This window comes from Anaerocolumna xylanovorans DSM 12503, assembly GCF_900143645.1.
Taxonomy (GTDB): Bacteria; Bacillota; Clostridia; order Lachnospirales; family Lachnospiraceae; genus Anaerocolumna; species Anaerocolumna xylanovorans.
Map to the genome: position 1 here is coordinate 56,882 of NZ_FRFD01000009.1, position 19,007 is coordinate 75,888.

The 19,007-nt window shown below is 39.9% G+C and carries 19 protein-coding genes and 1 other annotated feature; of the genes, 10 read left to right on the top strand and 9 right to left on the bottom strand.

From position 1 onward, the window contains the following. Positions 1-174: 174 nt before the first annotated feature. The 5 genes from BUF11_RS15235 to BUF11_RS15255 form a co-directional block, all read right to left on the bottom strand. Positions 175-2,502 (bottom strand): fibronectin type III domain-containing protein, encoded by a 2,328-nt coding sequence (locus tag BUF11_RS15235; protein ID WP_073589717.1) that lies wholly within the window; start codon positions 2,500-2,502, stop codon positions 175-177. A 317-nt stretch (positions 2,503-2,819) separates the two neighbouring features. Further along, on the bottom strand, positions 2,820-3,374 hold the full coding sequence (locus tag BUF11_RS15240; protein ID WP_073589718.1) for a rubrerythrin family protein: 555 nt from the start codon (positions 3,372-3,374) through the stop codon (positions 2,820-2,822). Positions 3,375-3,469: 95 nt separating this feature from the next. Continuing rightward, entirely contained in the window at positions 3,470-4,312 is an 843-nt protein-coding gene (locus BUF11_RS15245) for a 2-oxoacid:ferredoxin oxidoreductase subunit beta (RefSeq protein WP_073589719.1), read from the bottom strand. Between the two features lie 4 nt (positions 4,313-4,316). Further along, on the bottom strand, positions 4,317-5,975 hold the full coding sequence (locus BUF11_RS15250; protein ID WP_073589720.1) for a 2-oxoacid:acceptor oxidoreductase subunit alpha: 1,659 nt from the start codon (positions 5,973-5,975) through the stop codon (positions 4,317-4,319). A gap of 251 nt (positions 5,976-6,226) precedes the next feature. Continuing rightward, positions 6,227-6,769 carry a hydrolase gene (locus tag BUF11_RS15255; RefSeq protein ID WP_073589721.1) on the bottom strand — a complete coding sequence of 181 codons (543 nt, stop codon included), beginning with the start codon at positions 6,767-6,769 and terminating at the stop codon, positions 6,227-6,229. Between the two features lie 308 nt (positions 6,770-7,077). Here BUF11_RS15255 and BUF11_RS15260 point away from each other — a divergent pair, with 308 nt between their 5' ends. Next, positions 7,078-7,296, top strand: coding sequence for a hypothetical protein (locus tag BUF11_RS15260; RefSeq protein ID WP_073589722.1), 219 nt, complete (start codon positions 7,078-7,080; stop codon positions 7,294-7,296). A 164-nt stretch (positions 7,297-7,460) separates the two neighbouring features. Here the strand turns inward: BUF11_RS15260 and BUF11_RS15265 are convergent, their stop codons facing one another. Next, on the bottom strand, positions 7,461-7,694 hold the full coding sequence (locus tag BUF11_RS15265) for a hypothetical protein (RefSeq protein WP_073589723.1): 234 nt from the start codon (positions 7,692-7,694) through the stop codon (positions 7,461-7,463). Positions 7,695-8,010: 316 nt separating this feature from the next. Here BUF11_RS15265 and aroC point away from each other — a divergent pair, with 316 nt between their 5' ends. The 7 genes from aroC (at position 8,011) to BUF11_RS25225 (ending at position 14,294) form a co-directional block, all read left to right on the top strand. Further along, positions 8,011-9,126: a chorismate synthase gene (aroC, locus tag BUF11_RS15270; RefSeq protein WP_073589724.1), complete on the top strand. Its 1,116-nt coding sequence runs from the start codon at positions 8,011-8,013 to the stop codon at positions 9,124-9,126. Then, the gene (locus BUF11_RS15275) at positions 9,126-9,659 is read left to right on the top strand and encodes a biotin transporter BioY (RefSeq protein ID WP_073589725.1); all 534 of its coding nucleotides are present in this window, start codon (positions 9,126-9,128) and stop codon (positions 9,657-9,659) included. Before aroC ends, BUF11_RS15275 begins: the two co-directional genes overlap by 1 nt. 200 nt (positions 9,660-9,859) lie before the next feature. After that, the gene (locus BUF11_RS15280) at positions 9,860-10,399 is read left to right on the top strand and encodes a cupin domain-containing protein (protein WP_073589726.1); all 540 of its coding nucleotides are present in this window, start codon (positions 9,860-9,862) and stop codon (positions 10,397-10,399) included. A 75-nt stretch (positions 10,400-10,474) separates the two neighbouring features. Continuing rightward, the gene (gene potA / locus BUF11_RS15285; RefSeq protein WP_073589727.1) at positions 10,475-11,554 is read left to right on the top strand and encodes a spermidine/putrescine ABC transporter ATP-binding protein; all 1,080 of its coding nucleotides are present in this window, start codon (positions 10,475-10,477) and stop codon (positions 11,552-11,554) included. Beyond that, positions 11,544-12,362: an ABC transporter permease gene (locus tag BUF11_RS15290; protein ID WP_073589728.1), complete on the top strand. Its 819-nt coding sequence runs from the start codon at positions 11,544-11,546 to the stop codon at positions 12,360-12,362. Before potA ends, BUF11_RS15290 begins: the two co-directional genes overlap by 11 nt. After that, on the top strand, positions 12,356-13,150 hold the full coding sequence (locus BUF11_RS25220) for an ABC transporter permease (RefSeq protein WP_073589729.1): 795 nt from the start codon (positions 12,356-12,358) through the stop codon (positions 13,148-13,150). Before BUF11_RS15290 ends, BUF11_RS25220 begins: the two co-directional genes overlap by 7 nt. Positions 13,151-13,214: 64 nt before the next feature. Continuing rightward, positions 13,215-14,294, top strand: a complete 1,080-nt coding sequence (locus BUF11_RS25225) for an ABC transporter substrate-binding protein (RefSeq protein WP_073589730.1) — start codon at positions 13,215-13,217, stop codon at positions 14,292-14,294. Positions 14,295-14,364: 70 nt separating this feature from the next. On the opposite strand, the gene BUF11_RS15305 is transcribed toward BUF11_RS25225, so the two are convergent. The 3 genes from BUF11_RS15305 to BUF11_RS15320 all read right to left on the bottom strand — a co-directional run bounded on the left by BUF11_RS15305 (position 14,365) and on the right by BUF11_RS15320 (position 17,385). Next, positions 14,365-15,324 (bottom strand): D-2-hydroxyacid dehydrogenase, encoded by a 960-nt coding sequence (locus BUF11_RS15305; RefSeq protein WP_073589731.1) that lies wholly within the window; start codon positions 15,322-15,324, stop codon positions 14,365-14,367. A gap of 27 nt (positions 15,325-15,351) precedes the next feature. Then, entirely contained in the window at positions 15,352-16,362 is a 1,011-nt protein-coding gene (gene trpS / locus BUF11_RS15310) for a tryptophan--tRNA ligase (RefSeq protein ID WP_073589732.1), read from the bottom strand. A 96-nt stretch (positions 16,363-16,458) separates the two neighbouring features. Then, positions 16,459-16,704: a binding site (T-box leader), on the bottom strand. 63 nt (positions 16,705-16,767) lie between these two features. Further along, positions 16,768-17,385, bottom strand: coding sequence for an HAD family hydrolase (locus BUF11_RS15320; protein ID WP_073589941.1), 618 nt, complete (start codon positions 17,383-17,385; stop codon positions 16,768-16,770). 154 nt (positions 17,386-17,539) lie between these two features. On the opposite strand from BUF11_RS15320, the gene BUF11_RS15325 reads away from it, so the two are divergent. Together BUF11_RS15325 and BUF11_RS15330 are read left to right on the top strand one after the other, a co-directional pair. After that, positions 17,540-18,019, top strand: a complete 480-nt coding sequence (locus tag BUF11_RS15325; protein WP_073589734.1) for an S-ribosylhomocysteine lyase — start codon at positions 17,540-17,542, stop codon at positions 18,017-18,019. Between the two features lie 172 nt (positions 18,020-18,191). Beyond that, positions 18,192-18,998, top strand: coding sequence for a hypothetical protein (locus tag BUF11_RS15330; protein WP_073589735.1), 807 nt, complete (start codon positions 18,192-18,194; stop codon positions 18,996-18,998). Positions 18,999-19,007 lie beyond the last annotated feature (9 nt).

The window sequence follows — 19,007 nt, forward strand, 5'->3', positions numbered from 1 at the left end:
AGATATGTTTCCTGCTGTAATGAAAGTCCCCTTACAGAAGAAGGAGCTGTCGCTTTAACGATTGATAAATCGTGAAGTGGCAGCTTCCTTTTCCCCAAAAATCCCCTTTCCTTATCTACATTCGGGGGGTTAGAAAAACTTAGACTTTCAATATACTTTTAATTACCATTTTGATTATTTTGTAGATACAGTAATTACCTTACTATAGGCACCATAGGCAATCTTTTTATTACTCGTTTTATATGCTCTAATCTTAAATTTATATGTTGTTCCGGACGCAAGTCCTTTCATTGTACTTGACGTTGTATAATAATTTTTTATTGTTTTTATCTCAATCCATTTTGAGTTTTTATATTGGTAAATTTTATAACCAGTAACGCCAGTCTGCTTTGCCCAGGTAAGTTTCAGGGATGTTTTACTTTTACTGGACAACTTCAGGCCTTTCGTAACAGACGGAGCATTTGTACAAGATATTACAGCACTATATTTTGCTTTAATATTATTTTTAGCCCCTCGTGCTTGAATCTTATAATAATATGTTTTACCGATTGAAATAGATTTATCTGACCATGTTAATTGACTGGCATTTGTAACAGTGCCAACTTTCTTATAGCCACCTGTCTTGCTAGAAGAGCGATAAATATAATATCCATTTGCTCCAGCTACCCTATTCCAATTTAGTTTAATATAAGAATATTTCACGCAATTAGCTTTTACTAATTGAGGAAAGTTTAACACCGGCATATTTGCTGATAATATGTAAGTAGAATTATGACTAATCTCATATTCAGTATAGCCATCGCCAGCACATTCAACGTCTGTATCAAGCACATCAGGAGCTTGATCATAATAAGATAATATCATATCCGATGTGACCTTATATTTTTCCTTTAAAAATTCATTACTTATACGCATCTGAACTTTTCCGGGAAGAACCCCATTCTCAGCATATTGCATACGAAGGATATAATCATCATTTGCACATCCATAATCCGAACCCCTCTTCTTACTGATATTTACATTCAGATTGATAGTCTTACAATTATCCGGATTAATGTCCTTGCCGTTAAATATCCATTGTACATCATTATTCTCAAATACAACTGTTTTATCTTTTCCGGCAATTGCTTGAAAAAGTCTTTTATCTGCTTTATTGTTATTACGAAAATCCAATACTGCAGTCTGCCCTTCATTCATGGAATTAATTGCAAGTACTGCCGCATCAACATTTCCAGTCGCTCCATTATAAGTTATATCGAAAGCGCTGTTAATTGTTATAGTTGGATCTATAAATCCGCTTACCTTTTTTAAATCCTTTCTATCATACGCTACGTCGCTTCCCACAGCTGGAGAAACTTGAATATAATCAATTTTATATTTTCCTTCTCCTTGAAATGGGTCTATGGGAAACTTCAATCTATAGGTTCCGCTCATTATTGGTGTATCCGAGTACCATGATAGGAATACATTTCCTCCTTCTTCATTAATTAATATAATAAATACACAGCTCACACCATATTTACCCGTAGTTATAGTTATAGGAACCTCAAGACAATCCGGTGTTACTATTGTTGTGTTATCAAGATTAATAGACTTAATAGTAGGTGTCGTACTTACTTCATAGTTTGATTTAGTAACAGTAATTTTCTGTGTGAACTTACTCCATTCAGGAGAGTCCGGAGTATACTCTGTATAATTGCCGCCATGATCAGACAAAGTGACCCTTTCAAGTGTATAAGAACCCACTACTAAAGGATCCTGAATCATAGCTATTAGATTATACTTACCAGTATGTAGTTCATTTCCATCAGGGTATATGCTGTAAACCTGCCAGTGTACATAGAAAAGCGCATTTTTTTCATTTCTAAATGATAGAGTAATATCATTTATCCCACTTCCATCATCTATAGTATCAACATTTATGTTAATTAATCCAGTTGAAGAATCAATATTGTCCGCGTTTTCTATAGTCATATTGTTAAGTTTAGGTTCCGTAAAATCTGTAGTTGTTGAATGTGTAACAATTATTTTAGATGTTGAATTTTTTAAACATTCTGCTCCCTTTTGAACGCTGTATTCACTAATATTTCCATTCGCATCAGATAAATAGATATCTTCTAAAAAGTACATCTCCTCATAGAAGAATTTTTCATTAAATGATAAAGTCACCGTTGTCTTTCCCGAATATAATGGATTTATTCCTTCATCTGGTGATGCAAAATACTGTAAAACCCTTATCTTTCCACTTTCTTGCCCTTTAAAATAGATAATTATATTGTTTACGCCTACTCCGTCCTCTTTCAAATCAAAGGTAATTTTCATTCCTTTCTCCGTGTCAATATTATCTGCATTTGAGATTGTTAATCCATTCAGAATTGGCGCCGTTTTATCATATCCTGTATCTGCCTGTACTATAACAGAACTGCTAAAAATTTGTACAACGAAAAGTATTACGATCAATAACATTCCTAATGATTTTTTAAGTATTCTATATGATCTCATAAAATCCCCCTATAAAGTTTATAATTTACTTTCTTAGACACAAACATTTCACACTCTTGAAATGAATGGTCCCTACAATTATAAAACAAACAACTACTGTAAAAAAGAGGATTATTATTCCAATAATTATTTTCACATTAATATTGCTTCAATTAGTCGCGTTGCTCCATCATAAACGCATAATAAATGCATTCCAGTCTTTCCATTTTGAATCTTGTTATGTAGTTTGTTTATGTTTCTCGCCATCGCAAGAATTTTTTTACAGTCAAAAGAAGCTGCGCACTAATACTTAGTGCGACAGCCCCTTCTTTCATTCATTAAAACTTCTTATACATTTCTTTCTTTGCACCGCATACAGGACAGTTATCAGGCGCACCATCCAATATGGTATGTCCGCATATAGGACAGACATAAACTGCTTCTAGTTTAATATCCTGATTGCCTTTTGCCGCATCCTGTGCCTGTTTGAATAATTCCGCATGAATCTTCTCAGCTTCCAGAGCAAAATGGAAGGATCTCTGTGCACCCTTTTCTTCCTGGAACTCTGCTGCATTCAGGTAAACGGGATACATCTGCTCTACCTCATGAAGCTCTCCGTTGATAGCTCCCTGCAGATTGTCTACGGTTTTACCGGTTCCGAATACTGCCCCTGCTACTACGGTAGCATCTGCCGTATTGCCTCCGATTTCCTTGAAATGGTTATTAGCATGTACCCTTTCTGCATAGGCAATCGCCTCAAATAATTTAGCTATGTTAGGAAAACCTTCTTTCTCGGCCATAGTTCCCCAGGTTAAGTACCTCATATGCGCCATGCTCTCTCCGCCATAAGCAGAATGTAGAAAATCACTGGTCATTGCATTTTTAACTGCCATCTTTAACCTCCTATAATAAATTATTTATTTTCAGGGAGGGCAGTGCTTAACAAAACAATCCACACTGCCCTTCCTTACTGACTTCATACGGATTCTTAGATAAAACTTTGAATCAGGTCTTCAAGGACATTCTGATTTTGCTCCTGTTTTATTAAAGTCTTACCTTCTTTTAAGAGTTTATGCTTTCTGTGAAAATCCAGCTTATCCTCACGGTAAAGTATTCCCGTAGGAATCCATTCTTCTTCCATTGCCATAAGTATAGCTGCTTTCTTATCCGCAGGGTCATAATCCTCACTAAGAGGTCTGACAGTATTCTTATAATAAGAAAAAGTATTTATCTTGTTAAAGCTGATACAAGGCTGCATGATATCCACAAACGCATAACCGGGATACAAAATAGCCTCCTTCATCAGGGTTACTAACTGCTTTGCATCTCCGCTGAAGCCTCTTGCAACAAATCCGGCTCCCGCAGCAATTGCCATCAGCACGGGATTTAGCGGTACATTGATACTGCCGCTTGTCTGTACCGGGGTAACATGCCCTTCCTTACTGGTGGGGGATGCCTGCCCTTTCGTAAGCCCGTATATCTGGTTATCATGAACAAAATGGGTAATATTCACATTTCGTCTGATGTTATGGATAAAATGATTTCCGCCTTCACCGTAGGAATCACCGTCACCGGAATCTACGATTACCGTAAGTTTTTCATTTGCAATCTTGGCTGCCACAGCCGCAGGAAGAGCCCTTCCGTGAAGCCCGCAGAAACTGTTTGCGCTGATATACTGCGGTGTCTTGGCCGCCTGGCCGATACCGGCTACCATTAATACATCTCTTGGCTCTTTATCAAGCTCTTCAAGGGCTGTTTTTAAACTGTTTAATATGGCAAAGTTGCCACAGCCGGGGCACCATGCCGTCTCGTAAGTTTGAAATTTACCCATACAGTTAAAAACCTCCTTCCAAAACCTGCTTTACGATTTCCTCTCCGGAAATCTGTCTGCCGTCATATTTTAAAATGCTCCTATTGCAGTCTATGCAGGCCTCTTCTCTTATCAAAGATGCAAGCTGGCCGGTAGCATTTTGTTCCACATTAATCAATATCCTGCCCTTGGCATACTTTTTCAGATGCTTTTTGGGAAGAGGATAAATATCCCCAAAGACAAGGGCACCAAAACTGCCCTTTCCAAGCTTATTTAAAGTAGTAACCGCCTCCGTAATAGGACCATAAGTGGAACCCCAGCCTAATAATAAGACTTTGCAGTCTTCTTCCCCGATAAACTCCGGCTCCTGTAATTCTTCTATCAGTTTATCAAGCTTTCTCATCCTCTTATCCATCATAGCATTACGAACTTCGGCTGACTCCGTGATAAAACCTCTTTCATCATGCTCATCACTGTCTACCGCAACCAAATGCTCTGTTATTCCAGGTATCAGCCTGGGAGAGATACCATCCTCTGTAATCTTATACCGCAGATACTCACCCTCTGCCTCTTCGGCATGTTTTACAAGGGTAATCCCCGATGTATCATAAGGTTTTACGCAGGCGGTTGTATCACCAAGATACTGGTCACTTAAGAGAATGACCGGTATCTGGTACTTTTCAGCCATATTAAGCGCTCTGGCTGTCTGGTAAAAGGCATCCTCCTGATTTCTTAAGGCAATAACCATCCGGGGGAATTCCCCTTGTGCTGCCGATATAACGAACTTCAGATCACTTTGTTCGGTTCTGGTCGGAAGTCCCGTAGCCGGTCCGGGGCGCTGTACATCCACTGCAACCAGAGGAATTTCAGCTATTCCGGAAAATCCAAGTGCCTCAACCTTTAAGCAAAAGCCTCCGCCGCTGGTTCCTGTCATTGCTCTGGCACCTGTATAGGAAGCTCCCAGGGCCATGTTAATAGCAGCAATTTCATCCTCCGCCTGTTCTACTACCACTCCTGCTTCATTCCCTACTCTTGCAAGGTATTCCATAACCGCCGTAGAAGGTGACATAGGATAGGCTGAGTAGAACTTAAGCCCGCCGGCTATTGCACCAAGCCCTAAAGCCTTACTGCCGGATATCAGCATGTAATCCTTAAAAGGTCCGTCAAGATGACTGAATACAGGTGTGACACTGTCATAGCCAATTTGCATGGCTTTTAAGTTGATTTCTAAGAGTTCCTTCCTTATGATTTTTTCCATGACTTCTTCCACATATGTAAACGGTTCGCCAAAAAGCTTTAGCACAGCACCTATGCCTATAATACCGGATACTCTTATATTTCCAAGCTCCTTTGCCTGTTTTTCCATGTCCAGCTTAATTGCTCCGGGTTCTGCATAGGATAAGCCGCTGTCGCAAAGAATAAATCCCTTCTCTGTTAGTTTATGTTTATGCAGATGAATGGTCTCATCATTTAAAGCAATAATGCCATCTATTCTGTCACTATGAGAAGTTATCTTCTCTGTTCCAAAACGGATCATAGAAAAATTGTGGCCGCCGCGTACACGGGACATAAAATCCCTGGTGGTATAGATATAATAACCAGAGTGTTTTAAAAGTTTCTCCAGTATTGCAACAGTGGTGTCAATTCCCTGACCTGCTGCACCGCCAATCAAAATATTGTACATAGTCTTCCTCCTTTTCTAAAATCTTTACACCATTATAACCCTACTCTTTGATAATTTCAATAATGATTATTATTTTTATAATTATTTTATTTTTAATATTCTCTTAATCTGTTAGATTATTAACTTGTATCATGATTATTTTCCAAATAATAACATCAAATACTTGATTCCCCTAAACATTCCATAACGGAATTTTAGGCAATAGGGTCATAATTTATATAAGGTATATGAAAAGCAGGCTTGTAATATTCTTATTTAATTAACCTGGAAATGGCTTTGAAAATATCACTTCCAGCACTGCGGGTCAGCTCAAATAATAACGACTCATAGGTTGCTGTCATTATCCCTTCATAAGCAAATCGTTTCAATGCTTCTTCCCTGTCTTCTTCCTTTCTGGAATCCATACAGTCAGTCACTGCAATAACCTGATAGCCGGCAGCTCTTAAATCCACTGCTGTCTGAAGTACGCAGATATGTGCTTCTATTCCGCAAAGAATTATGTTTTTTCGCTGAAAGTTTTTTATACTTTCCCGGATTTCTTCATTTTCATAGCAGCTAAAAGTTATCTTCTCGTAATAAGAGAAGGGAGTTAAACAGCCTCTGATTTCAGGTACTGTCATGCCAAGGCCCTTTGTATACTGCTGGGTTATCAAAAAAGGAATATTAAGCAATGATAACCCTTCTGTTAAAAGCTTTATATTCCGGACACACTTTGTACTATTTTTCATAACAGGAACCAGCTTTTCCTGTACATCAATAACCAAAACCATAGTATCTTCTGCCTTAATTTTCATATTAACTCCTTTCGTGAATATCAAATCTTTGATTTGATATTCCTGAATACGTAGTTGAAAAAACAGCATTTTTGTTTTTTCAACCTAACCTCTTTTCTGCATATGCAATCTGTGATTGAATATTCCTATATTACCAAATATTATAGCATCTCTAATAAAATGGTACAACGCTAACCTTTTATACTTCCCCTGTACAAGGCATTAACGGTAAATGTCGAAAAAGCTCAACAATTTCTCTCTTAAATATAGGAAATAGGGCAAGCCAGTTTTCATATTATACAGTGTAATAACAAATAGGAGGCTCATACATGAGTGATTTAGCTGCAACAAACTGCGGTGGTGGATGCGGATGTGGTAGTGGCAACAGCGCATGGATTCTAATTCTTCTTTTATGCTGCTGTGGTGGAGGTAACGGATTCTTAGGAGGCGGTTTTAATAACAGTGGATGCGGATGCGGCGGAAACGACGGCTGTGGCTCCATTATCTGGATTATCTTAATCCTTTGCTTATGCGGAAACTCCTTCTAATTGCTACAGTATTAATTAGAAGCTACATCAAACCGGGAAAAAGCTGCCATGTGGCAGCTTTTTTCGGCTTCCCGGAACTGTTATATTTTAATTTGATTCTGGTTATTCTTTAAATTATCTTTGCAACAGCCCCATAAGGACAGGGCTGTTGCATCTTCATCGCTTTATCTCCTGCTCCAATCTCCTCTGGCATTAAGCCTGTTTTGTTTGACTCTTTCATAACAGTCCGGATCTATTTCATAGACCGAATTGCCATCTATAACTAAATCTTTTGAGGACTTTTCAACCCTCTCTCCTTTTTTATCCGCAAAGGAATAATCTGTATTATGATTACCCTCATTCATACTATTTGCTTTTTTATTATCATTCCCTTTATTTGCATAATAATAATTTGGCATAATTACCTCCTTGTAAATTATTCTTAACATAACGCTCATGCATAGGGCGAGCTCACTTGCAGTACTTCCTAAAATAGTACTAACGCCTCAAAATAGCTGGAAAAAGAGTGTATTTAGAACTAACAGACTTATTAGAATAAAAGACGTTAACCTGGTATCCGGGTAAATTATTCTTTCACTATTTCTTTACCAATCATTACAATATATGAATTGTATTTTTAAAATGTCCTCGAAAGATATTGATAAATACTTGGTTTTCTTATATACTAAGGAAAATATTTATGGATATAGCGTTTTATATCGGAAAGAGGTTAATATGGCTGGTTCAACATTTGGCTCCATGTTTCGTATTACAACCTGGGGAGAATCCCATGGTCAGGGAATCGGTGCAGTAATAGACGGATGTCCGGCAGGCCTTGAACTGAATGAGGAAGCGATACAGGTATTTCTCGACAGAAGGCGCCCCGGACAGACAAGATACACCACCCAAAGGAATGAAGCAGATACCGTTAAAATATTATCCGGTGTATTTGAAGGCAGGACTACCGGAACTCCCATTTCTCTGGCTGTTATGAATACCAACCAGATCTCAAAGGATTATTCTGAAATAGCAGGTTATTACCGCCCCGGACATGCTGACTATACTTATGATACAAAGTATGGTTTTCGGGATTACAGAGGCGGAGGCAGGTCTTCCGGAAGAGAGACTATCGGAAGGGTAGCCGCCGGCGCCATTGCCTCTTCCATCCTAAAGGAACTCGGCATCAATGTTTGCGCTTACACAAAGTCAATTGGTAATATAACCATTGACTATGCAAAATGCAATAAGGATAATATCTTTAAGAGCCCCTTCTATATGCCTGATATGGAGGCTTCTGCCGCTGCCGAAACACTGATGCAGGAAAAAATCAAAGAACTTAATTCCGTTGGCGGTGTGATTGAGTGTATTATTTCAGGGGTTCCGGCAGGTGTGGGGGAACCGGTCTTTGATAAGCTGGATGCCAACCTGGGCAAGGCTGTACTTTCCATTGGTGCCGTTAAGGGAATTGAATTTGGTTCCGGCTTTCTGGCTGCTGAAAAGACAGGCATAGAAAATAATGATCCCTTTCTGTACGCAGCTGATGGAAAGGTAACCAAACTAAGCAATCATGCCGGCGGAATCTTAGGCGGAATCAGTGACGGCTCCGAGATTGTTTTCCGGGCTGCCGTAAAACCCACTGCTTCTATTGCCATGAACCAAAGAACCATTAATAAAGCAGGCGAAAATATCGATATCAAAATCAAAGGACGCCATGATCCGGTTATTGTTCCAAGAGCCGTTGTAGTGGTTGAGGCAATGGCAGCTATAACCTTAGTGGACATGCTTTTTGTGAGCATGACCTCTAAGATGGATTCTATTATCAAATTTTTTCAGAAAGAACAGGGTGACTGATGAAACAAAAATTCTTTACAACTCAGGAAATGGTTAAAATCGCACTTTTTACTGCTGTTTTATCCGTATTATCACAGATTTCTTTTATGCTCCCGGGAGGAATTCCCATGACCATGCAGACCTTTGGAATTGTCTTAATCGGCACCATTCTGGGCAAAAAATCCGGATTTTCCTCTGTGCTGTTATATCTTTTAATGGGACTTGTAGGTATCCCTGTCTTCGCCAATTTCGGAGGCGGACTGGATTCCCTGGTTGGCCCCACCGGCGGTTATCTGATTGGATTTCTTCCTATGGTATATCTTACAGGCTTAGGCAGTAAAAAATCCTATTATGCCGATGTTTTCTTTAGCATCTGCGGATTACTGGTATGCCACCTCCTTGGATTGTTAGGATATTACCGTGTAACCGGTGCATGGCTTTTACCTTCCGTACCTTTGATGCTTGCTAAGGATCTTGTCACAACAGTACTTGCAATTACTATTGGCAGAGAGGTATATAAAATACTTGCAAATCTATCTTTAAACCGTTATTAAATTTAATGTACAAAGGGGGCTTTTACAGCCCCTTTTCTTTTTATTTACAGCACTTTCTGCGTCCTATTCATTTTCCTGTATAAAAATAAATAAATCATTGACATAGGACTAATTCCGTGTATAATAAGTGATGTGCTGTTTAGCAACACTAAACTTTGAGTTTAATGTCATTAAGTTTGTTATTCAGGAAAGAGGTATATATGAAAATTGGTGGAAAGATCAAGGAACTTCGTGTACAGAAGAATTTGACCCAGGAAGAGCTTGCAGACAGAGCCGAGCTTTCCAAAGGTTTCATCTCCCAGGTGGAAAGAGACTTAACAAGCCCCTCCATTGCTACCTTAGTAGATATCCTGCAATGCCTTGGCACCAATCTGGAGGAATTCTTTTCAGATACTTCTACCGAACAGGTGGTATTTAAAAAAACAGACTATTTTGAAAAGTATGATTCCGAATTAAAGAACAATATCCAATGGATCATACCCAATGCTCAAAAGAATATGCTGGAACCTATTTTGCTTACCTTAGAACCTGGCGGCTCTACCTATCCTGATAACCCTCATGAAGGGGAAGAATTCGGATATGTCTTAAGCGGCAGTATCATTCTTCACATCGGGAATAAGACCTTTAAGGCAAAAAAAGGAGAGTCCTTTTATTATAAAGCTGGTAAAAACCACTATATAACTGCTTCTGATAAGCAGGGTGCCAGCTTGCTGTGGATATCCACACCCCCAAGCTTTTAATTTATATAATTATAACCGGCAGGCGGTTTAATAGCACCTGACGATTTTTTCATGATTACATAGGAGGATTTTGCAATGGCTGGCGGTAAGCTGATTGATTTAATGGGAATTACGAAAAAATTTGGCGACAATGTCGTTTTGGATAATCTGGATTTATATATTAAGGAAAATGAATTTTTGACCCTTCTCGGTCCCAGCGGCTGCGGAAAAACTACTACCCTTCGCATTATCGGCGGCTTTGAAAATCCTGACAGTGGCAAGGTGATCTTTGACGGAAAAGATGTTACAAAGCTCCCTCCCAATGAAAGGCCGTTAAATACCGTATTTCAAAAGTACGCTCTTTTTCCTCATATGAGCATTGCTGAAAATATTGCCTTTGGATTAAAGATTAAGAAAAAAAGCAAAACCTATATACAGGATAAAATAAAATATGCCCTGAAACTTGTCAATCTGGAAGGCTTTGAAAACCGCAGCCCTGATTCCTTAAGCGGAGGACAGCAGCAGCGTATTGCAATCGCCAGAGCCATTGTAAACGAACCGAAGGTACTTTTACTGGACGAACCCCTGGGAGCCTTGGATCTTAAGCTTCGCCAGGATATGCAGTATGAGCTTATCCGCCTAAAAAATGAACTTGGAATTACTTTTATCTACGTAACCCATGACCAGGAAGAGGCCCTTACTATGTCCGACACCATCGTTGTCATGAATCAGGGTTATATCCAACAGGTGGGAACCCCGGAAATGATATACAATGAACCTAAGAATGCCTTCGTAGCTGACTTTATCGGTGAGAGCAATATCATTCCATCCACTATGCTGGAGGATGGGCTTGTCAGTATTCTCGGCACGAAGTTCGCCTGTGTAGATAAAGACTTTGGGAAGAACCAGCCTGTGGATGTGGTAATAAGACCGGAAGATATTGACCTTATAAAGGAGGAGGAATCTGCCCTTAACGGTGTGGTCACTTCTCTGATATTTAAAGGTGTACATTACGAAATGGAAGTACTTGCCGGCGGTCATGAATGGCTGGTGCACAGTACTGACCTCTTCCCCGTAGGAAGCAAGGTAGGTATTAAGGTGGATCCCTTTGATATTCACATTATGAACAAACCCCAATCAGAGGATGAGGAGGCTGCGACACCGGATGAATACTAAGAAATGGCTTTCCTATCCCTACACTATTTGGATGGGCATATTTGTTATCATTCCGCTCTTTATCATAATATACTATGGCTTCACTGCCGAGGGGGGCGGCTTCACCCTAAGTAACATTTCCCTGATAACAGACCCTATTAATCTGGCATCCCTATGGCTTTCCTTAGAGCTGTCCTTAGTCAGTACTGCAATTTGCTTACTATTAGCCTATCCGCTGTCCTTAATTCTTCACGGTATGAAGCTAAAGAATAATTCCTTTATTATTATGATATTTATTCTTCCCATGTGGATGAACTTTCTTCTAAGAACACTGGCGTGGCAGAACATTCTGGAAAAGACGGGTGTTATCAATACCTTTCTTAAGCTCTTGCACCTGCCTGCCCTTGATTTAATCAATACTCCCGGAGCTATCATATTCGGTATGGTTTATAATTTTCTGCCCTTTATGATACTTCCCATTTATAATTCGCTGTCAAAAATAAGTGATGATTACATAAATGCCGCCAGGGATTTAGGTGCAAATTCCCTTTTAACCTTTTTAAAGGTTATCCTTCCCCTGTCCCTGCCCGGTGTAGTAAGCGGTATTACGATGGTGTTTGTACCGTCCTTAACCACTTTCGTTATATCGGATATTTTAGGCGGCAGCAAGGTAGTCTTAATCGGAAATATCATTGAGCAGCAATTTAAGACTGTGAACAACTGGCATACGGGTTCAGGCCTGTCTTTGGTTCTGATGGTATTTATCCTGTTCAGTATGGCTATCCTTACCAAATACGACAAGGAATCGGAGGGTAAGAACATATGGTAAAGAAATTTTTTTCCCGTTTTTATTTGGGATTAATTCTGCTGTTTTTATATGCTCCCATCTTTATCCTTATTATACTGTCCTTTAATAAATCCAAGTCCCGCTCCAGATGGGGAGGCTTTACCTTTACCTGGTATCATAACCTCTTCCAGGATGAAGCGATTATGGAGGCACTTAGAAACACTTTGATTATTGCTTTACTGGCGGCAATCATCGCTTCCGTTATCGGTACCTGTGCCTGCCTTGCCATCAGCAACATGAAAAAGATTCCACGAGGCATTCTTCTTGGAATCTCCAATGTTCCTATGATGAATGCGGATATTGTAACGGGTATCTCCCTGATGCTGCTATTTATAGCATTAAATTACCCCTTAAGCTTTTCCAGTATATTAATGTCCCATATAACCTTTAATATACCCTATGTTATCTTAAGTGTCATGCCAAGGCTTACCAGACAGAATGCCATTATATATGAGGCCGCCAGGGATTTAGGTGCTACAAAATCCTATGCCTTTTTTAAGATCATACTGCCGGATATTTTCCCAGGTATTCTTTCCGGCTTTCTGCTGGCCTTTACCATGTCACTGGATGACTTTGTTATCACTTATTTTACCAAAGGGGCAGGTTTTGACACACTCTCCACTATTATCTATACGGAGGTCAGAAAAGGAATCAAACCTGAGATGTATGCCCTTTCCACACTTCTATTTATCAGTATCCTGATTCTTTTGGTGCTGATCAACCGGAAGAAGGATAAGGAACATGGTGAAAAGCCCTTAAGGAATGCCTGAAGATGACAATTTAAAGATATAGAATATCAAATCAAAGATTGATATTTACGAAAGGAGTAAAACAATGAAAAGAATAACCGCACTGCTGCTCCTATGCAGTCTTATCCTAACCAGCACTGGAGTTGTTACCGGCTGTTCCAAAAGTAATTCTCCAAAGCTTTTGGTTTATAACTGGGGAGAATATATTGATCCCGAGGTGGAAAAACTCTTTGAAAAGGAAACCGGAATCAACGTGGTTATGAGTTACTACGAACAAAACGAAGATATGTATCCCATTATTGCAACCGGTTCACAAAAGTATGATGTCGTATGTCCTTCGGACTATATGGTTGAAAAGATGATTGGTGAGGGACTTCTTGCCAAGATTGATTATAACAATATTCCAAATATTAAGAATATCGACCCTTCTTATTTAAAAAGTGCGGAACAATTCGATCCCGGTAACCAGTACAGCGTGCCTTACTGTTGGGGTACTGTAGGAATCCTGTACAATAAAACTATGATTAAAGAACCCATAGACAGCTGGGGTGCATTATTTGATAAGGATTTCATTGAGAAAAATGGCTATGCCGGTGATATCTTAATGATTAACAGCGTAAGAGATGCTTTTGCCATTGCTCTAAGCTACCTTGGTTACTCTATTAATTCTACCGATGAAGCTCAAATAGACGAAGCGAAGAAGCTTTTACAGGAACAAAAGCCTCTTGTAGATGCTTATGTGGTAGATCAGGTAAGGGATAAGATGATCGGCGGCGAAAGTCCTATTGGAGTTATTTATTCCGGAGAGGCTATCTTTACCCGGAGAGAAAATCCCGACCTGGAATATGTCGTTCCGAAGGAAGGCTCTAATGTCTGGATAGACGGATGGGTAATCCCTAAAAATGCTCCCAATAAGGAGTATGCGGAAAAATGGATTAATTTCATGTGTGATCCTGAAATTGCCCTTAAGAATTTTAACTATATCACCTACTCTACCCCCAATAAGGCTGCCAGAGAGTTAATTACAGATGAAGATATCAAGAACAGCCCTATTGCTTTTCCCGGTCAGGATGTCTTAGATCGCTGCACCACCTACCATTATCTTGGTGAAAAAATGGATGCTCTCTATATCAAGAAATGGAATGAAGTAAAGTCCGTACAGTAGCAAGTAATCAAAACCCGAAGGCGGTATGTTCTCTGCAAATGAGTACATACCGCCTTTCCTGTTCACTGCTTTATTTTATTACACGGTTTCTCTCTTCTCCCTTTAAGAAGGCTTTCATATTCTCAAAGACCTCAGCTACACATCTTTTTCTTGCTTCTACTGTAGCCCAGGCAATATGAGGAGTAATTATCAGACGTTTGCTGTCCTGAATCTGCAATAAGGGATTCTCTGCCGACATAGGCTCCTGTCTTAACACATCAAGCCCCGCTCCGGCAATCCAGCCTTCCGATAAGGCTTTGTATAAAGCCTCTTCCCCAATAATGGGCCCCCTGCCAAGGTTTAGAAGGATGGCCGTAGATTTCATCTCCCGAAAGGCTTCTTCTCCGATAAGATTCCTTGTATCGTCATTTAAAGGAGCATGTATGGAGATAATATCTGATTCTCTTAATAAGGTATCAAAATCTACCCTGGTGTAATCTTCATTCTGATTTTTTCCGGAGGTAGAATAATAGATTATCTGACAGCCAAAGGCTTTCGCTATGCCTGCAACCCCTTTTCCGATATCTCCAAGGCCTATAATTCCCCAGGTCTTTCCCGACAGCTCATTGAATTTTTCATCAAAGCAGCTGAAAATATCGCTTTTTACATAGCCGCCGGATTTTACAAAGGCATCATAGTGGCTTAGCTTCTCATAAAGGTAGAAAAACAATGCAAAGGTATGCTGGACAACCGACTGGGTTGAGTAACCCTTTACATTTGCTACTGCTATCCCCCTCCTGTTCACATAAGGAAAATCCACCATATTGGTGCCGGTGCCCGTAATGCAGATAAGCTTTAGGTTTTCTGCCTCTTTAAGGTTTTCTTCATCCATGGGTACCTTATTCATTACCAGGATATCCGCTTCCTTTATTCGCTCTTTGTTCTTGCGGACATCACCCTTATTATATTTTATGACCTCTCCCAATGCATCAAATATGGATAAATCCACATCATCCCCCAGGGAATCTGTTTCTAAGAAAATTATTTTCATAAACGCCTATCCTTTTATTTTTCTGTCTTAACGTATTCTCTCCGGAAGCCCTATCTTTTTCTGTACCTTCCTAAGAGTCTTGGTTGCAAAATAGGTGGCTTTTTCAGCGTTATCTTTTATGATGCCGTCTACGTAAGCTTTATCCTTTGTAAGTTCCTCCATCCTCTCATGAATAGGACGCAGGACACCATTTACCGATTCTCCTACTGCCAGTTTAAAATCACCATAACCCCTGCCGTCAAATTCTCTCTCAACTTCAGCCGGTGTCTTGTCAGTAACAGCAGAATAGATATCAATCAGATTCTTGATTCCAGGTTTTTCATCCGCATACCGGATTTCATTCTCTGAATCTGTCACTGCTCTTTTGAACTTACGGATAACCGTATCCGCATCATCCATCAGATAAATCGTAGCATTGACATTCTCATCGGACTTGGACATCTTCTTATCCGGCTCCTGCAAACTCATGATTTTTGCCCCAACCTTTCCGATATAAGGCTCCGGTATGGTAAATACATCCCCGTATATACCGTTAAAGCGCTCTGCAATATCCCTGGTTATTTCCAGATGCTGCTTCTGGTCAATTCCCACAGGAACTACATCTGTCTGGAACAAAAGGATATCTGCTGCCATAAGTACCGGATAGGTAAAAAGACCGGCATTGATATTGTCCGTATGCTTTGCTGCCTTATCCTTAAACTGGGTCATACGGTTTAACTCTCCCATATAGGTAAAGCAGTTTAATATCCAGCTAAGCTCTGCGTGCCCGGATACATGAGACTGGTAATAGATGCAGTTCTTTACCGGGTCTAAGCCGGCAGCAATATAGAGACTTAAAAGAGTTCTGGCCCTTTTTCTTAACTCTGCCGGGTCCTGCCTTATCGTGAGGGAATGAAGATCCACCACACAGTAAAAGCATTGGTATGCCTCATCATTATTTAATGCAACCCAATTCTTTAATGCTCCCATATAATTACCCAGGGTGATATTCCCTGTTGCCTGCATTCCGCTGAATAATACTTTCTTTCCGTCTAACATAATTTATCTCCTTCCGTGAATATCAAACTTTATTGAAAAATAAATTTCCTCAACATAAAAAGGACCTCTGCCACAGCATATTACTAGTGTAATATCTACTGGGACAAAAGTCATAACTTCTGCGGTGCCACCCGGCTTGGCGTAAAACGCCCTCTTAATTTCATATACAAAATATATGCTCCGCTGATAACGGATGAAGCTCCCGTCGGGCATTACTTGGGATTTCCCTTTCCTCCCGAGCCTATAAGTCCATTCATTCAGAATCCGCTGCCGGCTTGCACCTTTTTACCAGCTCTCTGTAAGCAGATCAATCTGACTACTACTCTTAATCATCGGCATTTCTATTTTTCTTTTCTGCCTTAAGTATACCCATTCTGTCAATAGAAGTCAACAATAAAGTATTCGTCAAAAAGTCAGGAGTTCCGGGAAGCTGTCAATGGCCCGCTCATAGCCCTCTACCTTCCCAAAGCCGTATCTTGCGTAGATGAACGGTACTTTTGCCTTAGCAGCTGCTAAGAAATCTCCCATTGTATCTCCTACATAGACCGGATCCTTTAAATCATTTCTCTTAGCGACGTTTCCTATATTTTCAGCCTTTAACTGTCCACTTCTGCCCGGGTACTCAAAATCCGTAAAAACATCCCATAATCCGTGGGCGTTTAAGAAGCACTGGATATAACCCTCTTCGCAATTGCTGACTATAAAAAGCTTATATCTTTTCTTTAATTCCTTTAGCGTTTCAATAAGCCCCGGATAAAGAATTCCTCCATCTTTTTCAAGATATGGGCATTGTCTTATTACACTTTCTCTCATAATAGCAAGAGCCGTTTCTTTTCTGGCACTCGGCAGCAGTCTGACTGCTATTTCTTCCAGAGGTAATCCATAAAGAGCCTTTAGATTATCTGCGGTAACAGTATCCTTCACTTCACTATACTTCTTTGCTTCATCTGCCCATACTACTGCCGCCCCATCCGTTGCGTCCCACAAGGTCCCGTCTAAATCAAAAATTATGCTGTCCCACATAATGCCCTCCTTTGCCTTTTTATTATATCCCATATCCCCTTTTGCGTATACTATTTTTTTCTTTTACACTCCCCTTTGATATGCTATAATATTCATGACATTAAGTCTTTACTGATAAAGCATAACATAATATAAGAACCCGAAAGGAGAAAAAATGGAACAGATTGCAAGCTTTACAATTGATCATCTAAGGCTGCTGCCAGGTATTTATGTATCAAGAAAGGATATGGCTGGTTCTGAAACCCTTACCACCTTTGATATCCGAATGACAAGGCCGAATTATGAACCTGTTATGAATACAGCCGAAATTCATACCATCGAGCATCTTGCCGCAACCTTTTTAAGAAACCACCCTCAATTTTCTGACAAGACGATTTATTTTGGCCCTATGGGCTGCCGTACCGGATTTTATCTTATTCTTGCCGGCGATTACAAGTCCAGTGAGGTCGTTCCACTCATCACCGAGATGTATGAATTTATCCGGGATTTTACCGGAGAGGTCCCTGGTGCTGCCGCTGTTAACTGCGGTAATTATCTTGACATGAACCTTTCTATGGCCAAATATCTGGCAGATAAATTTCTTAGAGAAGTTCTCACCGGTATTGATGAAACCCGTCTGACATATCCTGTATAGGAATAAAACACTTTTATCCCTGTTAAGGGACATTCTAAACGAGAAAAAGATTCTGTAACAAACTGTTGCGGAATCTTTTTATTGCCTTTTTTCTGACAGCTTGTCACTCCTATTGGTTATATTTTTTTCTTCCCCGAATATAGTATAATGATAAACCAGAAAGGTCACAACCATGGAAGATAACGGTATTCCAAATTCCTCCGGCAAAGGAGAGGAAAATGAAATAAATAATCCAGACACAGCAAATGGATCTTCTCCCCCCCCTGCGGACAATAACACAGAAAATACATATGGGGATTTTGGTACCGGTAATTGGAGCAATGGAGACTCTTATGGATATCCCCACGGTGCCACAATAACCAGTGATTACGGATATACCTATGGGGCAGAGGATATGAATAACTCCGGTTACTCTTATAATACAGATAATACATCCAGCTATGAGTCTGCCGGAAATAGTAAAAGCTCTGATAGTTCTGATACTTCCAGTGAAGCTTCTTCTGAAAATCCCCTAAAGCACATGGTTGATATCATGAAAGCAGCTCTCCCGCACCTGGATGGCCGGACACAGGAATCTGCCAGCTTGATTATTAAAACCTCCGAGCTTATGGATACCTTACAAACTGTCAAAAATGATGATCGCGTGTCCGCCTCTGGCTTGAATATGCAAAGTATTGATATAGAAGCTTTGTTAAACAGTATCCGTAATGTCTGCTATGCCAAAGAAAAACAAATCATTGATAATATACTTAACTTTTTAAGAATGAAAAATATGTTTGAAACCTACTCTTCTCTGTCAAACATGATGGCTTTCCAGCAAAGTACCGGAGAAAACCAGGAAAACAGTAAGGAAAACAGCGGCACCGGCGGCACCGGATTTAGTCCGGACATGATGGAAATTTTAAGCTCTATGCTGACACCGGAGCAAAAAAGCACCTTCGATAACTTTTCAATGATGTTTAATATGATGCAGGAATAATTATTTTGT